This is a genomic window from Streptomyces sp. KL109B (assembly GCF_030766935.1).
Lineage (GTDB): Bacteria > Actinomycetota > Actinomycetes > Streptomycetales > Streptomycetaceae > Streptomyces.
This window is the reverse complement of the sequence record NZ_JASERL010000012.1, coordinates 21,432-43,955: the sequence shown is the minus strand read 5'-3', so window position 1 is coordinate 43,955 and position 22,524 is coordinate 21,432. Positions and strand designations below refer to the sequence as shown.

At 71.8% G+C, this 22,524-nt stretch carries 19 protein-coding genes; 16 read left to right on the top strand and 3 right to left on the bottom strand.

The genetic code is table 11. The features are described 5' to 3' along the window. The first annotated feature begins 126 nt into the window (after positions 1-126). From RBJ65_RS32265 to RBJ65_RS32245, 5 genes are read left to right on the top strand one after another with little or no spacing between them, the layout of a single operon-like run. On the top strand, positions 127-2,145 hold the full coding sequence (locus RBJ65_RS32265; RefSeq protein WP_306322773.1) for a CocE/NonD family hydrolase: 2,019 nt from the start codon (positions 127-129) through the stop codon (positions 2,143-2,145). Positions 2,146-2,147: 2 nt separating this feature from the next. Beyond that, a complete protein-coding gene (locus RBJ65_RS32260) occupies positions 2,148-3,044 on the top strand; it encodes a glycine betaine ABC transporter substrate-binding protein (RefSeq protein WP_306322774.1) in 897 nt (298 codons plus the stop codon). Further along, positions 3,041-4,018: an ABC transporter ATP-binding protein gene (locus tag RBJ65_RS32255; protein WP_306322775.1), complete on the top strand. Its 978-nt coding sequence runs from the start codon at positions 3,041-3,043 to the stop codon at positions 4,016-4,018. The genes RBJ65_RS32260 and RBJ65_RS32255 overlap by 4 nt, the downstream gene beginning before the upstream one ends. Continuing rightward, on the top strand, positions 4,015-4,740 hold the full coding sequence (locus tag RBJ65_RS32250; protein ID WP_306322776.1) for an ABC transporter permease: 726 nt from the start codon (positions 4,015-4,017) through the stop codon (positions 4,738-4,740). The genes RBJ65_RS32255 and RBJ65_RS32250 overlap by 4 nt, the downstream gene beginning before the upstream one ends. Next, positions 4,740-5,390 carry an ABC transporter permease gene (locus tag RBJ65_RS32245; protein ID WP_306322777.1) on the top strand — a complete coding sequence of 217 codons (651 nt, stop codon included), beginning with the start codon at positions 4,740-4,742 and terminating at the stop codon, positions 5,388-5,390. Before RBJ65_RS32250 ends, RBJ65_RS32245 begins: the two co-directional genes overlap by 1 nt. A gap of 23 nt (positions 5,391-5,413) precedes the next feature. Here RBJ65_RS32245 and RBJ65_RS32240 read toward each other — a convergent pair whose 3' ends face one another. Next, positions 5,414-8,662 (bottom strand): amidohydrolase family protein, encoded by a 3,249-nt coding sequence (locus tag RBJ65_RS32240; RefSeq protein ID WP_306322778.1) that lies wholly within the window; start codon positions 8,660-8,662, stop codon positions 5,414-5,416. 191 nt (positions 8,663-8,853) lie between these two features. Continuing rightward, positions 8,854-9,825, bottom strand: coding sequence for a triacylglycerol lipase (locus tag RBJ65_RS32235; protein ID WP_306322779.1), 972 nt, complete (start codon positions 9,823-9,825; stop codon positions 8,854-8,856). A gap of 384 nt (positions 9,826-10,209) precedes the next feature. On the opposite strand from RBJ65_RS32235, the gene RBJ65_RS32230 reads away from it, so the two are divergent. The 7 genes from RBJ65_RS32230 (at position 10,210) to RBJ65_RS32200 (ending at position 17,935) form a co-directional block, all read left to right on the top strand. After that, entirely contained in the window at positions 10,210-11,655 is a 1,446-nt protein-coding gene (locus RBJ65_RS32230) for a helix-turn-helix domain-containing protein (RefSeq protein ID WP_306322780.1), read from the top strand. 78 nt (positions 11,656-11,733) lie between these two features. Further along, positions 11,734-13,197, top strand: coding sequence for a GDSL-type esterase/lipase family protein (locus RBJ65_RS32225; RefSeq protein WP_306322781.1), 1,464 nt, complete (start codon positions 11,734-11,736; stop codon positions 13,195-13,197). Positions 13,198-13,336: 139 nt separating this feature from the next. After that, positions 13,337-13,624 (top strand): tetratricopeptide repeat protein, encoded by a 288-nt coding sequence (locus RBJ65_RS32220; RefSeq protein ID WP_306322858.1) that lies wholly within the window; start codon positions 13,337-13,339, stop codon positions 13,622-13,624. A gap of 78 nt (positions 13,625-13,702) precedes the next feature. Then, positions 13,703-14,917: a methyltransferase gene (locus RBJ65_RS32215; protein ID WP_306322782.1), complete on the top strand. Its 1,215-nt coding sequence runs from the start codon at positions 13,703-13,705 to the stop codon at positions 14,915-14,917. A gap of 10 nt (positions 14,918-14,927) precedes the next feature. After that, positions 14,928-15,623 carry a hypothetical protein gene (locus RBJ65_RS32210; RefSeq protein ID WP_306322783.1) on the top strand — a complete coding sequence of 232 codons (696 nt, stop codon included), beginning with the start codon at positions 14,928-14,930 and terminating at the stop codon, positions 15,621-15,623. 39 nt (positions 15,624-15,662) lie between these two features. Beyond that, entirely contained in the window at positions 15,663-16,340 is a 678-nt protein-coding gene (locus tag RBJ65_RS32205) for an AIM24 family protein (protein WP_306322784.1), read from the top strand. A gap of 53 nt (positions 16,341-16,393) precedes the next feature. After that, positions 16,394-17,935 (top strand): MFS transporter, encoded by a 1,542-nt coding sequence (locus tag RBJ65_RS32200; protein ID WP_306322785.1) that lies wholly within the window; start codon positions 16,394-16,396, stop codon positions 17,933-17,935. A gap of 44 nt (positions 17,936-17,979) precedes the next feature. Here the strand turns inward: RBJ65_RS32200 and RBJ65_RS32195 are convergent, their stop codons facing one another. Further along, the gene (locus RBJ65_RS32195) at positions 17,980-18,495 is read right to left on the bottom strand and encodes a DinB family protein (RefSeq protein ID WP_306322786.1); all 516 of its coding nucleotides are present in this window, start codon (positions 18,493-18,495) and stop codon (positions 17,980-17,982) included. A 108-nt stretch (positions 18,496-18,603) separates the two neighbouring features. Here RBJ65_RS32195 and RBJ65_RS32190 point away from each other — a divergent pair, with 108 nt between their 5' ends. The 4 genes from RBJ65_RS32190 (at position 18,604) to RBJ65_RS32175 (ending at position 22,491) form a co-directional block, all read left to right on the top strand. After that, positions 18,604-18,810 carry an EF-hand domain-containing protein gene (locus RBJ65_RS32190; protein ID WP_306322859.1) on the top strand — a complete coding sequence of 69 codons (207 nt, stop codon included), beginning with the start codon at positions 18,604-18,606 and terminating at the stop codon, positions 18,808-18,810. Between the two features lie 286 nt (positions 18,811-19,096). After that, entirely contained in the window at positions 19,097-19,615 is a 519-nt protein-coding gene (locus tag RBJ65_RS32185; protein WP_306322787.1) for a lytic polysaccharide monooxygenase auxiliary activity family 9 protein, read from the top strand. Positions 19,616-19,888: 273 nt separating this feature from the next. Continuing rightward, a complete protein-coding gene (gene proP, locus RBJ65_RS32180; RefSeq protein WP_306322788.1) occupies positions 19,889-21,376 on the top strand; it encodes a glycine betaine/L-proline transporter ProP in 1,488 nt (495 codons plus the stop codon). 647 nt (positions 21,377-22,023) lie between these two features. Next, positions 22,024-22,491, top strand: coding sequence for a hypothetical protein (locus RBJ65_RS32175; RefSeq protein ID WP_306322789.1), 468 nt, complete (start codon positions 22,024-22,026; stop codon positions 22,489-22,491). Positions 22,492-22,524: the final 33 nt, after the last annotated feature.

Here is a 22,524-nt window from a genome sequence, read left to right as displayed (position 1 = left end):
CCGGGACGCCTCCGCCCGTCCAACTTCTGGGACACATGGTTTCGCTGGGTGGTCGACGGGTAGGGAGCCCAGCCGCTGCTACTGAATGGACAGTGAGTAGCTGGAGCGCGACAGGAGTACCTCACCTTGCCCGAAGCACCCTCAGAACTCGTGCGTCACCTGTGGATTCCACTCGCCGACGGCACCCGCCTCGCCGCCCGCGTGTGGCTCCCGGAGGGACCGGTCCGGCCGGCGCCCGCGATCCTGGAGTACATCCCGTACCGGAAGAACGACGGCACGGCCGACCGCGACAACAGCCTGCACGCCCGCTTCGCCGCGTCCGGCTACGCCGCCGTCCGCGTCGATCTGCGCGGCAGCGGCGACTCGGACGGGCTGATGCTCGACGAGTACGCGCAAGCGGAGCTGGACGACGGCGTCGAGGTCGTCGCGTGGCTCGCCGAGCAGGAGTGGTGCGACGGCACCGTCGGCATGATCGGCAAGTCCTGGGGCGGCTTCAACGGGCTGCAGATCGCGGCGCTGCGCCCGCCCGCGCTCAAGGCGATCGTGACGGTCTGCTCGACGGACGACCGGTACGCCGACGACGTGCACTACACGGGCGGTTCGCTGATCGCATCGGAGATGCTGCCGTGGGCGTCGACGATGCTCGCCTACAACGCGCGCCCCGCCGACCCGGCCGTGGTCGGCGACGCGTGGCGCGAGCGCTGGCTTGAGCGGATGGCCGACACCCCGGTGTACGTGGAGGAGTGGCTGCGGCACCAGACCCGCGACGCCTTCTGGAAGCACGGCTCGGTGTGCGAGGACTTCGGGGCGATCGAGGCGGCGGTCCTCGCGGTGGGCGGCTGGTACGACCCGTACTGCGGCGCCGTGCTGCGCCTGTTGGAGGGTGTCGGCAACGCTCCGGTGCGGGCGCTCGTCGGGCCGTGGGCACACACGTACCCGCATCAGGCGGCGCCGGGGCCCGCCATCGACTTCCACGGTGAGGTGGTGCGCTGGTTCGACCAGTTCCTGCGCGGCGAGGACACCGGCGCCCTGGAGGATCCTGCGCTGCGGGCGTGGATGCCCGAGTGGGCGGCGCCGGGGGACGACCGGGAGGAGCGTCCCGGGCGGTGGGTGGCCGAGCGGGAGTGGCCTTCGGCGCGCGTCGCGTGGCAACGGCTCGCGCTCGCCGGGGAGTCGGCGGGCGAGGAGGCGGTCGGGCACGACCCGCTGCGCTTCCGCGAAGCGCACCTCGACAGCACGCGCGTCCTCGGCACGGCGGGCGGCAGCTGGCTCCAATTCGGCGACGCGGCGGGCCAGTTCGGGCCGCAGGGCGCCGACGACGGCCTCGCGCACTGCTTCACCGGCACGCCCCTCGACGAGCGCGCGGAGATCCTCGGCGCCCCGTCCGTGACGCTCCGGGTGAGCGCCGACCGGCCCGCCGCACAGCTCGCGGTGCGGGTCAACGACGTGGCACCGGACGGCAGTTCACGCCTCGTCAGCCGCGGTCTGCTCAATCTCACGCACCGCGAGGGCCATGAGGAGCCGCTGCCGCTGGAGCCGGGGCGTCCCTACGACGTGACCGTGCCGCTGATGGCGACCGCGCACGCCTTCGCGCCCGGCCACCGCGTCCGCGTCGCGGTCTCGGCCTCGTACTGGCCGCTGGCATGGCCCTCGCCCGAGCCGGTCACCGTCACCCTGCACCCCTCCCCCGCCGCCGCGCTGCACCTGCCCGTACGGCCGCCGACGGACGCGGACGACACGCTGCGCCCGTACGGGGAGCCGCAACCGGATCTGCCGGTCGACCTGGCCACGTCGGGCGAGGCATCCTCGCGGCGCGTCGAGCACGATCCGGTCAGCGGCCGCACGGTCGTCGAACTCGCCATCAACGACGGGGAGTTCAAGGACCTGGCCGACGGCCTGTGGAAGCGGGGCGACGCCGTCGACCGGTTCGCGCTCACCGAGGGCGAACCGTCGTCCGCCGTCGTCGAGTGCGAGCGCACCGAGGAGGGCGGGCGCGGCGACTGGCACTGGAAGGTCGTCACGCACAGCCGGATGACCTCCGACGCCGCCGCGTTCACCGTCGTCAACACCCTCACCGCCTACGAAGGCGACACCCGCGTCTTCCATCGCACCACCGACGCCGTGATACCTCGGGAAGGGGTCTGAGCATGCGCAGACGTACGCTTCTGACCGGCTCGCTCGGCGTCCTCGCGGCCGCCGGCGTCGCCACCGCCACCGGTTCCGCCGCCGGAACCGGGCCGGTCGTCACGGTCGGCTCGAAGCAGTTCACCGAGTCGTGGGTGATGGGCGAGCTGTACGCGCAGATCCTGCGGGCGCGCGGCTTCGACGTCGTCCTCAAGTCCAACGTCGGCAGCGCCGACCTCATCGACCGCGCGCTGCGCAACGGGCAGATCGACCTGTACCCCGAGTACACGGGCGTCATCCTGCAGACGTTCGCGATGCCGAAACACATGCCGACGACGGCGCGCGGCACGTACGAGGCGGCGAAGCGGTTCGAGGCGGGGCGGGGTGTCTCGCTGCTGCCGCCGACCCCCTTCCAGAACCGCAACGCCGTCGCCGTACGCACCGCCGACGCCCGCGAGCACGGCCTCAGGACCATCGGCGACCTCAAGAAGCTGGGGAGGATCTCGTACGCCGAGTACCCCGACAACATCACGGGCCCGCTCGGCTTCGACGCCATCGTCAAGGCGTACGGCCTGCACGACATGAAGGTGCGGCCGCTCAACATCGGCCTCCAGTACCCGGCGCTCAAGAACGGGGACGTGGCCGCGGCCGATGTGTTCACCACCGACCCGCAGCTGCGCCGCTACGACTTCACCCTCCTCGACGACGACCAGGCCGTGTTCGGGTTCCAGAACGTCTCCCCCGTCGTGCGGACGTCCCTCGTCGAGCGGTACGGCGAGAAGCTCACCGAACCGCTGAACGCCGTGGACGAGTTGCTCACCGAGGAAGCCATGCAGGCCCTGAACGAGGCCGCCGCGATGATGCGGCTCAGCCCGACCCGAGTCGCCGACCGCTTCCTGAGAGCGAACGACCTGATATGACCGCGACCGAGGAGCACACCACGATGCAGACCGCTGCCGACATCGTCTTCGACGCGGCCACCAAGACGTACGACTCCGGGGCCGAACCCGCTGTCGACGCACTGTCGTTGACCGTTCCCGCCGGCGAGATCTGCGTCCTGCTCGGCGCCTCCGGGTGCGGGAAGACGACCGCGCTGACCCTCGTCAACCGGCTCACCGAGCTGACGAGCGGAGACATCCGGATCGGCGGCGCCAGCATCCGCGAGCAGGACGTCATCGAGCTGCGGCGCGGAATCGGCTACGTCATCCAACAGGCGGGCCTCTTCCCGCACTTGACGATCGAGGAGAACGTCGCGACGGTGCCGCAGGTGCTCGGCTGGAAGAAGCCGAGGATCACCGAGCGGACCCGCGAACTCCTCGAACTCGTCGGCCTCCCGCACAAGGAGTACGCCCACCGCTATCCCGCGCAGCTCTCCGGCGGCCAGCGTCAACGCGTCGGCATCGCGCGGGCGTTGGCGGCGGACCCGCCCATCATGCTCATGGACGAGCCGTTCGGCGCGCTCGACCCGGTGACCCGCGAGCACGTGCAAGGCGAGTTCCTGCGCCTCCAGGAACAGGTGCGCAAGACGACGCTGTTCGTCAGCCACGACATCGACGAGGCGGTCCGCATGGGCGACCGCGTCGCGATCCTCGCCAAGGGCGGCAAGCTCCTCCAGTACGACACCCCGGAGCGCATCCTGCGCGAGCCCGCCGACGACTACGTGGCCCGATTCGTCGGCACGGACCGGGGGTTGAAGGCGCTGACGCTGCGTACGCTCGGCGATCTGAAGCTGGACCCGGCGGACGGCGCCGAGGGTTCCCTGCGCACGGGCGACACCCTGCGCACCGCGCTGTCGGCGCTGATGGCCGGTGACGCGGAGCGTCTCTCGGTCTCGGACGAGGCAGGGAAGCCGGTCGGCTCGGTCACCGTCGCGCTCATACGGGAGGCGGCGTGAGTCTCCTGGCTTCCGGGCCGAACCCGGTCATCCCCGACTTCGGCACGGCCGGTGCGTGTGTCCGCGACAACGGTGTGTTCTGCGTGGACTGGTTCACCGCGAACTTCTCCAGTGTCTTCGGGCCCGCCCTCGTCCAGCACGTGCGCCTCACGGTGATCGCGGTCGGTATCGGCTTCCTGATCGCGTTCCCGCTGGCGCTGCTCGCGCACTTCCGGAAGTGGCTGGTCAGGCCGCTGGGCGGACTCACCTCCTTCCTCTACACGATCCCGCCGATGGCACTGTTCACGCTGCTCGTGCCGGTGACCGGGCTCTCGGTCCTCACGGCCGAGATCGCCCTCGTCGCGTACACACTCATGGTGCTGTTCAAGTCGACGGTCACCGGGCTCGGCGAGGTGCCGGAGGACGTACGGCGGGCCGGTGTCGGCATGGGTCTGACGCGGCGCGAGATCCTGTGGCGCATCGAGCTTCCGCTCGCGCTGCCCGCCGTGATCAGCGGGCTGCGGGTGGCGACGGTGACCACGATCAGCGTCGTCGAGATCGCCGCGTTCATCATCGACCAGGGGCTCGGCTCGCCGATCATCCAGGGCCTCCAGTCGCCGTTCAACACGCAGTTCATCGGGGCCGGGCTGCTCGCCGTGGCGCTCGCGCTGGCCGCCGACGGCCTGCTCGTGCTGCTCGGCCGGGTGCTCACGCCGTGGGCCAGGACGCGGAGGACCGTCTGATGCACACCTTCCTCGCGAGCTTCTCCTTCATGGCCGACCACCTCGGACTGCTCCTGGACCGCACCCTCGACCACCTGCTGCTGTCGGCGGTGGCCGTCGCGGTGGCGCTGGTGATCGCGGTGCCGCTCGGTGTGTGGCTCGGACACCGCGGCAAGGGTTCGTTCCTGACCGTGAGCATCTCCAACATCGGCCGGGCCCTGCCCTCGCTCGCCCTCATCGCCATCTTCCTCGGGCTGCTGGGCATCGGCTTCGTGAACGTCATGACGGCGCTCGTCATCATGGCGATCCCGCCGGTCCTCACCCACGCGTACCTGGGCGTCGAGCAGGTCGACGCGGACCTGGTGCGGGCCGCGCGCGGCATGGGTCTGACGCAGTGGCAGATCCTGTGGCGCGTCGAACTCCCCCTCGCCCTCCCGGTGTTGTTCACCGGCATCCGGATCGCCGTCGTGTACGTCATCTCCAGCGCGACCCTCGCGGCTGTCGCCGGGGGCGGCGGGCTCGGCGACATCATCCTCAACCAGGTGTCGTACGGCCTGTCGGGGGTGATCGCGGCGGCGCTGTGGGTGGCGGTGCTCGCGCTGGTCGCCGACGGCCTGTTCGGGGCCGTCGGCAACCGTCTCGCGCCGCGCGGGACGCGCGTACAGGGTTAGCCGCTCGGAGGCTGGCCCCGGGATCAGATCCCGGCGTCGCAGCACCCTTCGCGGCGCATGTGGCGGCCCACCGCCAGCCAGTCGTCACCGGTGGCCTTCAGTGTTCTGGAGGCCACCGGTTCGAACGAGCCGACCAGGTCGTCCTGTTGGAAGGGGACGCCGCCGCGCAGTACCGACGTCGTACGGATCAGGTCGTCGAAGTCGGTGAACGGGTCGCCGTCGACGATCGCCAGGTCCGCGAGCTTGCCCTCCTCCAGGGTGCCGAGGTCGGCGTCCGCCCCGAAGACGCGGGCGGGCATGAGGGTCGCGGTGTGCAGGGCCTGCGCCGCCGTGAGCCCGCCGCGGTGCAGGGCGCGCAGCGCGAGGTGGAGGTGCAGGCCGACCGGGACGAGCGGCTGGTCCGTGCCGAGCGCGATGTGGCCGCCCGCCGCGAGGACCCGCCGGTAGACCGCGAGTTCCGTGTCCAGGGTGGCGAGTTGGGCGGCCGTGGGCGGAGTCCCGGCGAGCTTCTCCACGGCGGCGGTGTCCCACGGCGGCATGAGCGTGGTGACACGCGGGTCGTCGGCGAGGGCCGGGTCGGCGCCGAGCAGCGGTTGCGCGGTGAACGGCGTCGCGATGAGGTGGAAGTCCCCGCTCTTCGAGTAGATCTCCGGGATGTCCTGCCCGGAGTGTCCCGTCGCCGTCGTCGCGTGCCCGAACTCCAGGCGCTGGGTGGCCTGGAGATGGGTCGTCAGGTCCTGGCCGAGCTGGATTCCGGGGGTGCACAGGTGGCTGCCGCTGCGCACGCCGAGGTGCTCGTGCGCGAAGGACGCCGCCTCCTTCATCAGCCAACCCGGGGCCCGCACATAGGTCTTGACGAAGTCCCAGTCGAGCGCGGCGGCCCGGTCGAGGGAGCGGCGCAGGCCCGCGCGGGTGCGGTGCGCGCGGCCCATGCTGTACGCGACACGCGGCCCGTCCAGCAGCTCCCCGGTGGCCAGCAGCCGCGGCCCGGCCAGCGCCCCCGCGTACACGGCCTCCCGGATGCGCGCCTGTTCGTACGCGAAGCCGCCGAGGGAGACGGCGGTGGTGATGCCGTACGCGAGTTGGAGCGCGGTCTGCCGGCCGCCGTAGGTCGACTGCCAGGGATGGGTGTGGGCGTCCCACAGGCCCGGGATCACGGTCTTGTCGGAGGCGTCGACGCGCTTGGCCGCGCCCCGGCCGCTCGCGCGGTGCGGGGTGACGGCGGTGATGCGGCCGCCCTCGACGGTGAGGTCGACATCGTCCCGGACCTCGGTCCCGGTGCCGTCCCAGAAGCGGCCCGCGTGCACGACGGTGTCGGCGGGGCGGGGGCGGCGGTGGTCGAGCGGGATCTTGACCGTGCGGGCGGTGCCCTTCGCCACGTCGAGGAGGCGGAGTCGGCCCGCGCTGAGATACAGGATGTGTCGGCCGTCGGCGGACCAGCTGGGGTGGTCGGCGGCCTCCTCGGTGATCTGCCGGGGTGCGCCGTCCGGGGTGCCGTCGGGGCGGACGGGCAGCAGCCACAGCGCGGATTCGACGACGACGGCCATGGTGTGCCCGTCGGGCGACCAGACCGGCCCGGAGTCGTAGCGGTCGGCGATCGAGACATGCGGCGCGACCGCGTGCACGACCGCCTTGCCTGACTCGGTGTCGACGACGCGTACGAGGTTGTAGCCCTCGCGGAAGCGCTGGTTGAGGCGGCCGCGGTCGCACAGCGCCACGTACCTGCCGTCGGGCGACCAGCAGGGCCTGCCGGGCAGCCCGCCGCTTCCCATCGGGGCGGCGAGGACACGCTCGGTTTCGGCGTCGAGGTCCCGGAGCACGAGGTTGCCGGACATGTCGATACACGCGAGGCGCTTCCCGTCGGGCGAGAGCGCGGGGAACACCCGGCCGCCCTCCGCGAGCACGGTCTCCTTCCCGCTGGCGAGGTCGTGGCGGCGTACGGAGAACAGACCCGCGCGGTCGTCGGCGTAGACGAGCGCCTTGCCGTCGGGGGTCCAGGACGGGGCGAGTACGTAGCGTGTGACGGGCGCCTGGACGACCTTGCGCGGCGCCCGGCCACCCGAAGTGCCGCCGACCCACAGGGCGTTGAGCGCGGCGAACGCCACCTGTTCACCGTCGGGCGAGAGCGCGGGCAGGTGCGGGGAGCGCACCGGGCGGGCTCCCCCGGCCTCGAAGTCGTAGCGCTTGACGCGGTAGTGGGGCCGGTCGACGGGCAACTGGGCGGTGAACACGACCTGTTCGCCCTCGCTGGGCGCGGCGGGGCGCAGGAGGCGGAAGCGGCCGTCGACGGTGAGCAGGAGGGTGTCGGGTCCGGTCCAGCGGGGTGGCACGGGGGCGAGGTCGCCGGGGACGTCGACCGGTTCGCCGTCGACGACGAGGGCGCAGGTGGCGGCGGGCGCGGGCGTGGTCCGCAGGTAGGCGAGGGGGCCCTTCGGGCCCGGGGCGACGGCGGGCGTCATGACCTGGGCGCCGGAGTCGTCGGTGTGCTCGGCGGTGACCGGCCCGGTGCCGTCGGCGGCGACCGAGGCGATGGTGGACGCCTTGAGGGTTCCGGCTTCGGTGGGCACGCCTCGTACGAACAGCACGCGGGTGCCGTCGGCGGACCAGGTGGGGTCGAAGTCCTCCCAGGCGCCGCCCTGTTGGGGGCCTTCCTGGCCGGGTGTGCCGGTGAGGCGGGTGAGGGTTCCGTCGCGTACGTCGACGGTCCAGATGCGGTACGGGGCGGCGGACTCGGGGTCGCCGCCGCGCTCGGAGGCGAAGGCGACGCGGGTGCCGTCCGGGGACCAGGCCGGGCCGCGGTCGTCCCACGGTCCTTCGGTGAGCTGCTTCGGCGTCCCGGACCCGTCGGCGTCGAGGAGCCACAGGTGGAAGCCGCCGCCCTGGTAGGCGCAGACGACGAGCCGCTTGCCGTCGGGGGCGAACTGCGGGCGGGTCGGCTCCAGTTCGGGGGCGGTGAGCGGGGTCGCCGTGCCGCCCTTGCGCGGGATCGACCAGAGGATGTTCTGGATCTCGGCGACGAAGCGGTCACCGGAGGGGGCGAGGGTGGCGGCGCCGTTGGTGGCGGCGGTGAAGGAGAGGGAGGTGGCGGCGGGGGCGGCTGGGGCCGCGATCGCCTGGGGTGCTTCGAGGAGGGTGCCGGCGCCCGCGGCGAGGGCTCCGGCCGTGGCGGTGGTGGTCTGGAGGAAGCGGCGGCGGGTGAAGGAGGGGCCGGTGCCGGGCGTCGTGGCGGGGGTGGGAGTGGCGGCGGGGGTGGTGGCAGGTCTGGTGTCCATGGTGCTCCCAGTGCGCGGAGGGTGTGTCAGTGACGTAACGGTGCGCGAGTCGGAGATGGGACGCACAGCAACATACGTGGCACACGCAGCGAGTCAACACGGCCTGGGGTGCGGACACAGGCGCCGACACATGGGAGCCGCCCGCCACTCTTGGTGTGACGGGCGGAAACCGGATCGAGCACCGGCAGTTGCTACTGCTCGACCGGTCCGGTGGGTCCGGTGAGCGGGAGCACCGTCTGGCACTTCACCGGGCGGGGGTGTGCGGGGTCGAGCGCGTTGAGGACGTGGGTGAGGGTGATCGGGTCGTACGGGGCCTGGAGGTGGTCGGAGTAGTCCTTGGCGCAGCTGTCCTGGAGGCGGATGTTGCGCACGGCCGCTCCGGGGCCCGCCTTGAGGTAACTGTTCGTGTAGGGCGTGACCACCTCGTCGTACTTGGTGGCGATGACGGTGTAGTCGACGCCCGGCACGGTGTCGCCGCCGGCGTCGAGGGCCTTGTTGAAGTCGGAGCCGATCTCCTGCTCGACGAGGGCCGGGGCGGTCTTGTCGAGGAGGCCGTTCACCGGCTCCAACAGGTGCAGCTGGCGGCCGAGTTCGGTGATGCCGGAGAGGGTGGTGCCGTGGTTGGACGGGGTGATGCCGACGAGCTTGTCGACCTTGCCCGCGGCGCTCGGGTCGTCCTTGAGGTAGGTGCGGGGCAGCGGGCCGCCGCCCTGCGAGTGGCCGACCAGGTCGACCTCGGCGGCGCCGGTCGCGCCGCGCACCTTGTCCACGAACGCGCCGAGCCAGGTGGCGCTGTCCTTCATGTGGCCGGTGCCCTGGATGGCCGAGGTCGGCTCGTCGCCTCCGTAGCTGAAGGCGTAGACGCAGTAGCCGTTGTTCGCCAACAGGGGTGCGGCGCCGCGCCAGTTGTCGTTCATGTTCTCGAGCGTGCCGTGGATGAGGACGACGGGTCGCGGGTGCTCGGCGCTGGGCCGGCAGTTCCAGTCGTTCGCGCCGGGAGGCGCCTCGCCGGGCTTGAAGAATCCGGCCATGAACCCCTTGGTGAAGTTGTACTCGACCGGGCGCTGCTCCTCGGTCGCCGTCGCGTGCGGGGAGCCCAGCGAGACAAGTCCCGCAATTCCGAGGGCACCCGCGGCGGCGGCGCCGAATATCCTGCGTCTCATTTTCCAGTACCGTCCCTTGCCGTCCCTTGTTCTGGAATGTGGAATGCGCGCCGCATACAGCGCGGCGTCGGACGGCGTGAAGCTAGGAGACGTGCGAGGCGCCGGGCAACGGTGTTGGCGCGGCGGGCCGTTGGGCGCGCAGGGCGGTGCCAGGAATCCCCCCGCGCGGCGGGCGAAGGTGTCACCGAAGTGAGCGCTTCGCCGAGTTCACGGCTCAAGTGATCCGCAATACCGCTGGTGAACGAGCGACTAGCACTGGTAGTTGACTTTCCGTCAACACCTTGACCCGCGAGTAACCTCGGCCCATACTCGGCGAACGGGCGGACCTGGCAGCGACCTGGCAGCAACCCGGGAGCGACCGGGGAGGGACCTGGGAGTGAGGGGATGAACGGTTCCGGGACGGCGGCCGTGCCGCCATTCGGTGGCGCCTGGGCGGCATTTCCGCAGCGCCTCGGGGACGAGCTGCGCAAGGAGAACCGCACCCTCGCGGCCGAGATCATCCACGAAATCCGGCGGCAAATACCGGAATTCTCCCGGCCGTTGTCCGGGCAGTTCGGAATGTCCATCCAAAACGGCGTGGAAACCGCCCTCGCGGAATTCGTGGACCGGGTCGGCGAGGGCGGCGGCGAACTCGACGCGCGGCGCCTGCCGGTCTACCGGGCGCTCGGGCGCGGCGAGTTGGCGGAGGGCCGCAGCCTGGACGCGCTGCAGGCGGCGTACCGGCTGGGCGGCCGGGTGGCGTGGCGCCGCTACGCGCGCGTGGCGCGGCGGCTTTCCCTGGGCACGGAGGCGGTGGCGCAGCTCGCGGAGACGGCGTTCACGCACATCGACGAGATCGCGGCGGAGTCCGTCGCCGCGTACGCGCGCGCCCAGGCGGACGCGGCGGGCACGCTGGGACGCCGCCGCCACCGCCTGCTCACCCTCCTGATCGCGTCGGACGCGGCACCGACGGAGGCGTTGGAGCAGGCGGCGCTCGACGCGGAGTGGGCACTGCCGGAGACGGTGGCGGCGGTGGCGTTGGGGCCGAGGGGGGAGGGGGCGGGTCCGGGGGCGGTGGGCGCGCGATCCCGGACCCCCGGAACGGAAGGCGCGCGGTCCGGGGCGCCGGGGGCGGGTTCGAGGGCGGAGGGTGCGGGGGCCGCTCCGGGCGTGGTGCCGCGAGGGCACGACCCCGGCGCCGCCTCCCCCGCCCGTCGCAAGCCGCTCCCCGTGGACGTCCTCGCCGAGCTCGACGGCCCCGCCCCCTGCCTCCTCGTCCCCGACCCCGAGGCCCGCCTCTCCGACCCCCGCCTGCACCGGCTCCTGCGCGAGCGCTCGGGCGTCATCGGCCCCGCCGTCCCCCTCGCCCAGGCCGCCGACTCGCTGCGCTGGGCGCGGACCCTGCGCGAACACGGCGCGGCCGACGGCAACGGCACCACCGGCGACGACGAGTACGAACCTGATGCCGAGCACGGGCAGTCCGGTGAATCCGGTGAATCCGGCGAACCCGTTCCCGCCGGGGCACCACGCGAAGCGGAGCAGCGCCTCACGGAGCTGCTGCTGCTCGCCGACCCCGCACTGGTCCGCCTCATGGCCGCGCGCCGCCTCGCACCCCTCGCCGGACTCACCCCGAAACAGCGCGACCGCCTCGCCCACACCCTCCTCGCCCACCTCCAGTGCCCGCACGGCAGCGCGCCCGAACTCGCCGAGCGCCTGGACATCCACCCGCAGACCGCCCGCCAGCGCCTGCACCACCTGCAACGCCTCTTCGGCCCCGCCCTGACCGACCCGGACGCCCGCTTCGAACTGGAGGCGGCCCTGCGCGCGGAGTCGACCGGCACCCGACCGTGAGGCCCTGACCTGCCCTTACGTCGCCAGGGTCACCGTGTTCGCCGCGCGCGCCCGCCCGCCCCTCCCTAACCTGATCACGTGGGAACCCCGCACACGGGACGTGCCGTACGTCTCACGCTCCGTGCCCGCCGAAGCGCCCGCGCCCTCGGAGGCGCGGCGGTGCGCCGGGCCTGGGCGTGGGCGGAACGCACCGGAGCCGTCACCGGCGAGGCGCCGGAGGCCCACCGATTCGCGTACTTCGGCACCGGCGCCCGGATCGGCTTCCCCGGCGGCTGCCGCTACGGCGAACCGTGGATCCACCTCGGCGACGGCACCCTCGTCGGCAGCCAGGTGACACTCACCGCCGGGCTCCTCCCCGGCCTGGACCTCGGCCCGGACCCCGTGCTCCGCCTCGGCCGCGAATGTGTCGTCGGCCGGGGTACGCACATCGTGGCCCACGAGTCCGTCACCGTCGGCGACCACGTCTTCATCGCGCCGAACGTCTACATCACCGACCAGAACCACGGGTACACGGACCCCAGCACCCCCATCGGCGCCCAGCCCCCGCACAACCACCCGGTGTCGATCGGGGACGGCTGCTGGATCGCCGCGGGCGCCGTCGTCCTGCCGGGCACCCGGCTCGGCCGGAACGTCGCGGTGGCCGCGGGCGCCGTCGTCCGCGGCACGTTCCCCGACCACTGCCTGATCGGCGGCGTACCGGCACGCGTCCTGCGCACGTACCCGCCGGAGCCCGACCGCCCTCCGTCCCCCTTGGCACCCACCCCGCCCACGTACGAGGAGAACACCGTGCCCACCAACGACCACGACCACGTCATCAACGTCATGATCGTCGGCGACTCGATCTCGCACGGCAGCAGCGGCGACTGGACCTGGCGCTACCGCCTGTGGACCCACCTGCGCGCCCACGACGTCGACCTCGACCTCGTCGGGCCGAAGGACACCCTGGACAACATCCGCACCGCCGAGGTCGGTGACGACGACGACACCTACGCCGACCCGGACTTCGACCGCGACCACGACGCGCAGTGGGGCAGGCCCTACGTCCACGAGAAGGAGGAGATCGAGGCGAAGACCCGCGAGCACGACCCCGAGTACCTGCTCGTGCTCCTCGGGATCAACGACCTGTTCTGGTACGGCGTGGAGCCCGAGCGGTTCGAGGCGAACCTGCGCGAGTTCGTGGCGCGGGCCCGCGCCGGGCGCCCCGGCGTCGCCATCGCGCTCGGCACCGTACTGAACTGCCAGAAGGCCGTGGACGAGCCCGCCTTCGCGGCCCGCGTCGACGCCACCAACGACCGGATTCGCGCCGTCGCCGCCGACCTCGACTCCGCGGCGGAGCCGCTCGTGGTCGCGGAGACCGCCGCCGAGTTCTCCGCCCCCGAACACACCTGGGACGGCACCCACCCCAACCCCAACGGGGAGATCCGTATCGCCGCGGCCTTCGCCGACACCCTCGCGGACCGCTTCGGCATCGGCTCCCGCTATCCGCGCCCGTACCCCGATGTGTCACCGGTGTCGCCGCAGGCCAAGGCCAACATCGACTGACGGAATACTCCTGCCGCCGCTTCCGTTGAGCCGGTCGAGCAAGGAGGAAACAGTGCAACAGCAACACCAGAGGACGCAGTACACGGAGCAGGCGTACTACACCCACGGGACGTCGGCGGAGCGCTGGGACCGCGCCCAGATGTTCTTCGACGCGAAGGAGTACGCGAACGCCGCCCGGGTCCTCGACGGCCTCGTCGAAGAGGTTCCCGAGCAGACCGGACCGCGCCTCCTCCTGGCCCGCTCGTACTACCACTCGGCCCAACTGCGCCGCGCGGAGAGCGAGTTGCGCACCATCGTGGAGCGCGACCCGGTGGAGCAGTACGCCCGCCTGATGCTCGGCCGCACCCTGGAGCGGCAGGGCCGGCACGACGAGGCGGCGCCGCATCTGCGGATGGCGGCGGCGCTGGACGGCGACTTCCCGGAGTAGCCGCAGAGTGCGTGCGAGGTGGACGCCGAGTGGGCGCGGAGCAGACGACCGCGCCCACTCGGCTAGCCTTGCCGAACGATGAACCGCACAGATCAGCCCACCCAGGCCCCGGCCCCCCGACTGACCACCCCCTGGGGAGACGTCGACCTCACCCGCTTCCCGGAGGACCCGCGCGAGCAGCTCCGCGCCTGGGACGCCGCGGACACGTACGCACTGCGGCACCTCGCCGAGTCCGGCACGGACCTGACCGGCGCGGTGACGGTGGTGGGTGACCGCTGGGGCGGCCTGGCCACCGCGCTCACGGGGGCGCCCGGGTGCACGCCGACCCTGATCTCGGACTCGTACCTCGGCCGGCAGGCGACGCACGCGAACCTGAGCCGCAACGGGCGCACGACCCCGCCCCTCCCCACCACCCAGGACGCCCCGCCCGCCAAGGTCGACGTCCTGATCGTCCGCGTCCCGAAGAGCCTCGCCCTCCTCGAGGACCAGCTGCACCGGCTGCGCCCCGCCGTGCACGAGAACACGGTGGTGCTCGGCACCGGCATGGTGAAGGAGATCCACACCTCGACGCTGAACCTGTTCGAGCGGATCATCGGCCCGACCCGTACGTCACTGGCGGAGAAGAAGGCCCGCCTCATCTTCACGACTCCGGACCTTTCCCTCTCCCCCGGCCCGAACCCATGGCCGCACACCTACCAACTCCCACCGGACATCGGCCCGTTGTCTTCCCGGCCCGTCGTCAACCACGCGGGCGTCTTCTGCGCGGAGCACCTCGACATCGGCACCCGTTTCCTCCTCCAGCACCTCCCCGAGGTCACGGGCGCGCGCAGCATCGTGGACCTGGGCTGCGGAAACGGCGTGGTCGGTACGAGCGCGGCGCTCGGCCACCCGGACGCGGACGTGCTCTTCGCGGACGAGTCGTACCAGGCCGTGGCCTCGGCTCGGGACACGTACGCGGCGAACGCGGCCGACCGCCCCGGCTCGGCCGACTTCCAGGTCGGCGACGGCCTCGCCGACACGCCTCCCGGCAGCGTGGACCTGGTCCTCAACAACCCGCCGTTCCACAGCCACCAGGCGACGACGGACGCGACGGCGTACCGGATGTTCGTCCAGGCCCGCGCCGCCCTCCGCCCCGGCGGCGAACTGTGGGTGGTCGGCAACCGCCACCTCGGCTACCACGTGAAGCTGCGCCGCCTGTTCGGCAACAGCCAACTGGTCGCGGGCAACGCGAAGTTCGTGATCCTGAAGGCGATCAAACGGGAGTCGCGTGCGCGGGGCCACCGCCACACCTGACAATGCCCCGGTGACCGACCCACACCCGTACTCACACCCGCACCCCCTCCTGGGGTACTTCACCCGCGCCCACGAAGGCCGCTTCCCGCCCTGCGACGGCGCGGTGACCGTGCTGCCCGCGCTCCCGGGCGGCCTGGAGTGCTCCGTCGCCTTCACCGGACACGCGGTCGTCGCGACCGCGCTGCCCGCCGCCGATGTCCTGGCCCACGGCCCCGACGGCTTCGGCGCCTCCCTCGCCCCCGACTTCCTGCGCCGCCTCGCGGGCCCCGCCGGATGGATCGGCTGCACCGACGCCACCCTCACCGCCCCCGGCACCGGCGGCGCCCCGCGCCTCCCCGACCTGACCGACACCGCCTCCACGGCCACCCACCCCCGCGTACGCCACGCCCGCGAACTGCGCGCCGACGTCCGCGTCCACGGCGACGAACGCGGCCTCGTCACCCTCGCCGACGGTCTCGCGGGACGCCGCGAGCTGAGCATCGAACTCCACGCGTCCCACGCCCCCGGCCGGGGCCACGGCCGCGCCCTCCTCACCGACGCCCTCTCCCTGGTCCCCGAGGGCGAACCGGTCTACGCCGCCGTCTCCCCCGGCAACGCCCGCTCCCTGCGCACCTTCCTGGCCTGCGGCTTCACCCCGTTGGGCAGCGAAGTCGTGCTCCGCCCCGCACGTCCTGCGCCCCAAAGCGCACCCCAAGCCGTGACTTGAGCCTTGTAGGAACGAATCCCTCCGGGCCACGATGCCCGCATGAAGGGTGATCTTTTCGCGAGTGAGTTCATGGTGCAGCCCGCCGCGGCGCCGGGCATGACCGTGCAGAACGCCAAGTCGATCCGGTACGTGGTCGACGGCGAGATGCTGGCTCGGCAGGGGGCCATGGTCGCCTACCGGGGGAATCTGAAGTTCGAGCGGAAGGGGCAGGGCGTCGGCGGCATGCTGAAGCGGGCCGTCACCGGGGAGGGGCTGGCCGTGATGAAGGTGCGCGGGCAGGGCGAGGCCTGGTTCGCGCAAGAGGCGCAGAACGTGTTCGTCGTCGACATCGAGCCGGGCGACGTGTTCACCGTCAACGGCCGGAACGTGCTGTGCTTCGACGCCACGCTGTCGTACGACATCAAGACCGTGAAGGGCGCGGGCATCAGCGGCGGCGGGCTGTTCAACAGCGTGTTCACCGGGCACGGCCGCCTCGGCCTGATCTGCGAGGGCAACCCACTCGTCATCCCGGTGTCGCCGCAGCAGCCCGTGTACGTGGACACCGACGCCGTCGTCGGCTGGACCGCCGCGCTCCGGACATCGCTGCACCGCTCGCAGTCGCTGGGCTCGATGATCCGCGGCGGCTCCGGCGAGGCGGTGCAGCTCATGCTCGAAGGCGAGGGCTTCGTCGTCGTACGACCCAGCGAGGCGACACCACAGAAGCCGACACAGCACTAGAGGTGTGCCCTCGGCGGTCGCGTACGGGTGGTGGCTCCGGGAGAATGTGGCCGATGGCTGCGACCGCCCGCTCCGCTCCGGACGCCGCCCCCGGCGTCCGGCTCTCCTCGGCGCGCGGGCGGTGGATCCTCGCGTGTGTGGTGTTGGCGTCCGGAATGGCGATGCTGGACGGCACGGTCGTCAACGTCGCGCTGCCGACGATGGGCCGCGACCTCGGCGCCTCCCTCTCCGCCCTGCAATGGGTCGTCAACGCCTACATGCTGACGCTGTCCGCGCTGCTCCTGTGGGGCGGCGCGATGGGCGACCGGATCGGCCGGCGGCGGGCGCTCGTGCTGGGTGTCGTGTGGTTCGCGGTCGCCTCGGCGGCGTGCGGGCTCGCGCCGGAGGAGGGCACGCTGATCGCGGCGCGGGCGTTGCAGGGGGTGGGCGGGGCCTTGCTGACGCCCGGCTCGCTCGCGCTGGTGCGGTCGGTGTTCCACCCGGACGACCAGGCGCGGGCGGTGGGCGCCTGGTCGGGTCTTACCGGTGTGGCGGGGGCGCTGGGGCCGTTTCTCGGCGGGTGGCTGATCGACGGGCCCGGGTGGCGGTGGATCTTCCTCATCAATGTGCCGATCGCGGCGGTCGTGGTGGCCATCGCCTTCCGGTACGTTCCCGAGAGCCGCGCCGCCGCGGCGGCGGACACGCCGTTCGACCAGGCGGGGGCGGCGCTGGCCGCGGTGTGTCTGGCCGGGGTGAGCTACGCGCTGATCGGGGCGTCGGGCGGTACGTCCGGGGTGGCGACGTGGCTCGCCGCGTGCGTCGGCGTCGTCGCAGGTGTCGCCTTCGTGGCGGTGGAGCGGCGGCGGTCCGCGCCGATGCTGCCGCCGTCCCTGTTCCGCTCGCGCCTGTTCAGCGCCGCGAACGGGATGACGCTCTGCCTCTACGCCGCGATCGGCGGCATCCTCTTCATCCTCCCCGTACAGCTCCAAGTCGCCCTGGGCTACGACGCGTTGCAGGCGGGCGTGGCGACACTGCCGGTCACCGTGCTGATGCTGCTGCTGTCCGCGCGGGCCGGTGACCTGGCGCGCCGGGTGGGGCCGACGCTGCCGCTCGTCGCGGGGCCCGTCGTCGCGGCGGCGGGCGTGCTGCTGATGCTGCGGATCGGCCCGGAGTCGACGTACGCGGCCGATGTGCTGCCCGCCGTCGCCGTGCTCGGGTTCGGCATGAGCCTCTTCGTGGCGCCGCTGACGACGACCGTCCTCGCGTCGGTCGCGCCGGAGCGCGCCGGTCTGGCCAGCGGCGTGAACAACACGGCGGCGCGGGTGGCCCAGCTCCTCGTGGTCGCCGCGCTGCCGCTCGCCGTCGGCCTGTCGGGCGACGCCTACACCCGGCCGGACGCCGTGAACACGTCGTTCCACCGGGCGGCGGTCGGCAGCGCCCTGCTGTTCGCGCTCGGCGCCGCCACGGCGGCCCTGTTCGTCCGGCCACGCGCGGTCCGCCCGCGCCTGGAGGCGGCGCCGCGCCCGCAGTGCCGGTCCCATCTCGGCGTATCCGCACCGGCGTTGGAGCCGGGCGAGGAGCCGCGGCGTCAGACTGAACCCCGGCCGGGACACTGATCGGACCACCGATCGGACCACCGACCGGACCACCGACCGGGACGTCAGTAGTAGCCCTTCGTCCCGTCGACCAGCTCCCGCACGATGTCCGCGTGCCCCGCGTGCCGCCCGGTCTCCTCGATCAGATGGATCAGCATCCACCGGAGGTCCACCTTGCCCGCGTTGTGCTCGGGGTGGCGGCCGACGTCGTCCAGGGAGGCCGCCGCCACGATCTCGTTGCTCCGGTCGCACTGCGCCTCGTAGTCGGCGAGCAACTGCTTCAGCGGCACTCCGTCCGTGCGCCAGTCCGCGTCCTCCTCCGACTCGTCGAAGGACGGGTTCAGCGTCTTGTCCCCACCGAGGAACAGCACTTCGAGCCAGAGGTGCTCCACCCACCGCATATGGCTGATGAGTCCGGCCATCGTCAACGCGGGCGACGTCGGAACGACCGAGCGAAGCGCGTCCGCATCGCTCAGGCCTTCGCACTTCCAACGCAGGATCTGCCGCTGGAGATCCAGCCAGCCAATGAGCGCCGTGCGCTCGTCGGACCGAAACGGGGGACGCTCGAGTGAAGGTGACATACCGGGGACGCTAGCCTGACCCACCCCCGGGTGTCCCGGGGTTTCGTCCGGACGTCCTAGAGTGGGGCGGTCTCGAAACAGCAAGGAAATGGGGATCAAGTGGTCGACATGACAGCCGCCGCGCGGAAGGTCTTCGACCGGTACGACGTCGACGGGGACGGGCAGTTGACTGCCGAAGAGTACCGGCAGGTCGTCGCGGAGCTCGGCGACACGGGTGTCACCGCGGAGGCCGCGCAGGACCTCATCGACACCATCGACAGCGACGGCGACCGCAAGGTCTCCTTCGAGGAGTTCCAGGCCTCCATGGGCCTCTGAACTCCGCACACCGCGCCACCACTTGTGCCCCCGGATCCGCCGATCCGGGGGCACAAGTGCGTATGGCGGACGTCGGTTCCTCGCGGGGACCTTGACAGGCCCACGACCACTTGTATGGTCTAGTCCAAGCAACGGCCGTTCCGCTTACGGGAGTTGACCCGACCTCTGCGTCGGGCGGCTTCCGCTGCCCCCTTCGCGCCTCTTGGCCCCACCCTCGAGAGGCCGGCCCGAGCGTGCGCCCCCACTTCACGCACGCCCCGGGAAGACCTGAAGTGAAGGAGTACGCATGAACGCCAGAAGGAAGACCGCCGCGCTCATCGGCGCGGCCCTCGCCCCGGTCATCGCCGTCAGCCTTCCCGCCGGTTCGGCCAGCGCCCACGGCTACATCTCCAGCCCGCCCAGCCGGCAGGCCCAGTGCGCCGCGGGCACCGTCTCCTGCGGTGACATCACGTACGAACCGCAGAGCGTCGAGGGCCCCAAGGGGCTGACCAGCTGTAGCGGCGGCAACAGCCGGTTCGCCGAACTCGACGACGACTCCAAGGGCTGGGTCGCCACCCCGGTCTCGCGCAGCACCACTTTCGAGTGGAAGCTGACGGCGCAGCACGCCACCAGCACCTGGCAGTACTTCGCCGGTGGCCAGGAAATCGCGGAGTTCAACGACAACGGCGCGAAGCCGGGCGCCACGGTCACCCACCAGGTGGACTTCGGCTCACTGACAGGCCACCAGAAGGTGTTGGCCGTCTGGAACATCGCCGACACGTCGAACGCCTTCTACGCCTGCATCGACGTGAACGTCGGCGGCTGACGGAACACACCTCGGTTCAGCGGCGCCGCGGGCCCTTCCCCCACGGCGGACCACCTCGGTCCGCCAGGGCCCGCGGCGCCGTACGTGCGTGCGCGCGTCGTGACGAGATGGTGTGTCGAGGAACGTACCGGGAAGCCGTCCCCAAGGTGCGCCGAGTGATCGGAATGCGCAGACTCGGCCCTGACGAGAAGAGATGAGGACGACGGCGAGAGGCGGCATCGGCACGTGTCCCACACACCTTCGGACGGCCCGACCTCCAGAGTCCGCAAGCGCATGCCGGAGTCGGTGGCGGGCCTGCCCCAGCACGTCCGCGAGGAACTGGCCCGCCGGCTTCGGCGCACCAAGCGGGGCTACCGCAAGCAGGACGTCCAGGTCGTCGAGAAACCACTGCTCAAGCGGGCTGTCGGCGCCTCGGCGCTCGGCAACTGCATGGAGTGGTTCGACTTCGGCGTCTACAGCTATCTCGCCGCCACCATCGGCAAGGTCTTCTTCCCCGGTGCCTCCCCCGGCGCGCAGCTGATCTCGTCCTTCGCGACCTTTGCCGCCGCGTTCGTGGTGCGACCGCTCGGCGGCCTGGTCTTCGGCCCGCTCGGTGACCGGATCGGGCGGCAGAAGGTGCTCGCCACCACCATGATCATGATGGCGGCCGGCACCTTCTCGATCGGCCTCATCCCGAGCTACGAGACCATCGGCATCGCCGCTCCCGTCCTCCTGCTCGTCGCCCGAATGGTGCAAGGCTTCTCGACCGGTGGCGAGTACGGCGGCGCCACCACCTTCGTCGCCGAGTACTCACCGGACCGCCGCCGCGGCTTCCTCTCCAGCTGGCTCGACTTCGGCACCTTCGTCGGCTACGCCCTGGGGTCGGCCCTGGTCACCGTCCTGAACATCGCCCTCACGGACGACCAGATGCTGCACTGGGGCTGGCGCCTGCCGTTCCTGATCGCGGGACCGCTGGGTGTCATCGGCCTGTACATGCGGCTGAAGCTGGAGGAGTCCCCCGCCTTCCAGAAGCAGCTCGACGAGCACGAGAGGAACCTCGCGCAGGAATCGGTCGGCAGCGAGTTCAAGACCATCGTCCGCGAGCACTGGCGCCCGCTGCTGGTGTGCATGGGCCTGGTCCTGCTCTACAACGTCACGAACTACATGGTCACCGGCTACCTCCCGACCTATCAGACGGAGACACTCGGCCGCTCCACCAGTTCGGGGGACGTCCTGGTCCTCATCGGCATGGTGTGGATCGTCGTCATCATCACCTTCCTCGGACGCCTGAGCGACCACATCGGCAGGCGCCCCCTGTACGCGGGCGGGGCGATCGCCATGATCGTCCTCGCCGTCCCCGCCTTCCTGCTCATCAAGTCGGAAGGCACCTGGGCCCCCGTCTTCGGCGTCCTCCTCCTCTCCACCCTCCTCGCCTGCTTCGCCGCGCCGAGCGCGGCCACGCTCCCCGCCCTGTTCCCGACCGCGGTCCGGTACGCGGCGATGGGCATCGGCTTCAACTTCGCCGTCGCGGCGTTCGGTGGCACCACGCCGCTGGTGACGGAGGCCCTGGTGAACGCGACCGGCAACAAGCTCGTCCCCGCCTACTACTTGATGGCAGCCGGCGTCATCGGCCTGATCACCGTCAAGTTCCTGCCGGAGAGCGCACAGCTCCCCCTCAACGGCTCCCCTCCGATGGTCGGTTCGACGGAGGAACAGAAGGAACTCATCGACACGTCGCAGGACTTGTACCGGTACGCCAAGGAAGACTCCTCGACACACTGATCGCGGATGCGGTGCCGGCACTGCGACGTGGGCGCGGCTCGGGCAAGGGGAGCCGCTCCAGTCCACAGCGCCGCACTCCAGGGGGTGGGGCTGTCCTCCGTCTCAGTCGGGTGCCAGCGGGATGGGCAACTGCTGCGACAGCTTGGAACGCTGGGGCACGAACGATACGAACAACAGACGCGGGAGCGGTTGTGACGGTTCGTGCAAGAGGTGCGACCCGGTGGGCAGGCGTGTGCGCGCTCTGGGTGGCAGCGGCAGCCGGAGGGGCAGGGGCCGTCCCGGCGGCCGTGGCTGTTCCCCGGGCGGAGCCGGCACGGGCCTCCCCTGCCGCCGGCTTCGAAGCCGGCCTCGAAGGGGCACTCGGGCAGGCGGTCGCGGACGGCTTCCCGGGCGTCGTGGCGTTCGCCCGGCGCGGAGAGCGGGAGTCACGGATGGCGGCCTGGGCGCCTGGTGCTGTAGCCACTGTTCCTGCTGTACGTGACCACCCTGACCTTGTCCGACTCCCCGGCGCCGACGGCGCTCGCCGGGCAGTGCTGAGCCACGTCCCGTCCATCAGCCCCTTGCTGTTATAACGTATACCGACTTACGCTGATCGAGGCGCAGCCGCGGCATCCACGTGCCGACCCGAACCGGAAAGAAGGCGACCCTTGAGCGTCTCCCCGAACCATGACTGCCACATGTGCGGCCTGGAGGACAGCGACGATGCCACCGTGGTGTTCCGTGACGACCTGTGGTCGGGGCAGACGGTGCCCGGCTACGACGTGCCCGGCTGGTTCGTTCTGCGCGTGCGACGGCACGCCGAGCGTCTGACGGGGCTGAGCGACGCGGAGTTGGAGTCCTTCGGCCGCCGTGCGCGGGACCTCACGGCGGCGGTCGGCGAGGTGACCGGCGCCCCGGCGACGTACCTGCTCGCCTTCGGCGAGAACCACCGCCACTTCCACGTGCTTGTCGTCGCCCGCACGGAGGACGTCCCCGCCGACAGGAGGAACGGCGACATCCTCAAACTGCCCTCGGAGCGGAGCGAACCCGAGGAGGCGGCACGGCTGGTGCCAGCAGTACGCGGCGCCTACCAGCGCCTCGCCGGGTCGGGCACCCAGGTCACCGTCGACGGCTGAGCACACCCATCGGTGACGCCGCCGAGATCACCG

Coding starts and splice junctions, on each gene's coding strand:
- RBJ65_RS32260 (WP_306322774.1), top strand. CDS start 2,148: ATGCGCAGACGTACGCTTCTGACCGGCTCGCTCGGCGTCCTCGCGGCC.
- RBJ65_RS32255 (WP_306322775.1), top strand. CDS start 3,041: ATGACCGCGACCGAGGAGCACACCACGATGCAGACCGCTGCCGACATC.
- RBJ65_RS32245 (WP_306322777.1), top strand. CDS start 4,740: ATGCACACCTTCCTCGCGAGCTTCTCCTTCATGGCCGACCACCTCGGA.
- RBJ65_RS32240 (WP_306322778.1), bottom strand. CDS start 8,662: ATGGACACCAGACCTGCCACCACCCCCGCCGCCACTCCCACCCCCGCC.
- RBJ65_RS32235 (WP_306322779.1), bottom strand. CDS start 9,825: ATGAGACGCAGGATATTCGGCGCCGCCGCCGCGGGTGCCCTCGGAATT.
- RBJ65_RS32230 (WP_306322780.1), top strand. CDS start 10,210: ATGAACGGTTCCGGGACGGCGGCCGTGCCGCCATTCGGTGGCGCCTGG.
- RBJ65_RS32220 (WP_306322858.1), top strand. CDS start 13,337: ATGTTCTTCGACGCGAAGGAGTACGCGAACGCCGCCCGGGTCCTCGAC.
- RBJ65_RS32215 (WP_306322782.1), top strand. CDS start 13,703: ATGAACCGCACAGATCAGCCCACCCAGGCCCCGGCCCCCCGACTGACC.
- RBJ65_RS32205 (WP_306322784.1), top strand. CDS start 15,663: ATGAAGGGTGATCTTTTCGCGAGTGAGTTCATGGTGCAGCCCGCCGCG.
- RBJ65_RS32200 (WP_306322785.1), top strand. CDS start 16,394: ATGGCTGCGACCGCCCGCTCCGCTCCGGACGCCGCCCCCGGCGTCCGG.
- RBJ65_RS32195 (WP_306322786.1), bottom strand. CDS start 18,495: ATGTCACCTTCACTCGAGCGTCCCCCGTTTCGGTCCGACGAGCGCACG.
- RBJ65_RS32190 (WP_306322859.1), top strand. CDS start 18,604: ATGACAGCCGCCGCGCGGAAGGTCTTCGACCGGTACGACGTCGACGGG.
- RBJ65_RS32185 (WP_306322787.1), top strand. CDS start 19,097: ATGAACGCCAGAAGGAAGACCGCCGCGCTCATCGGCGCGGCCCTCGCC.
- proP (WP_306322788.1), top strand. CDS start 19,889: ATGCCGGAGTCGGTGGCGGGCCTGCCCCAGCACGTCCGCGAGGAACTG.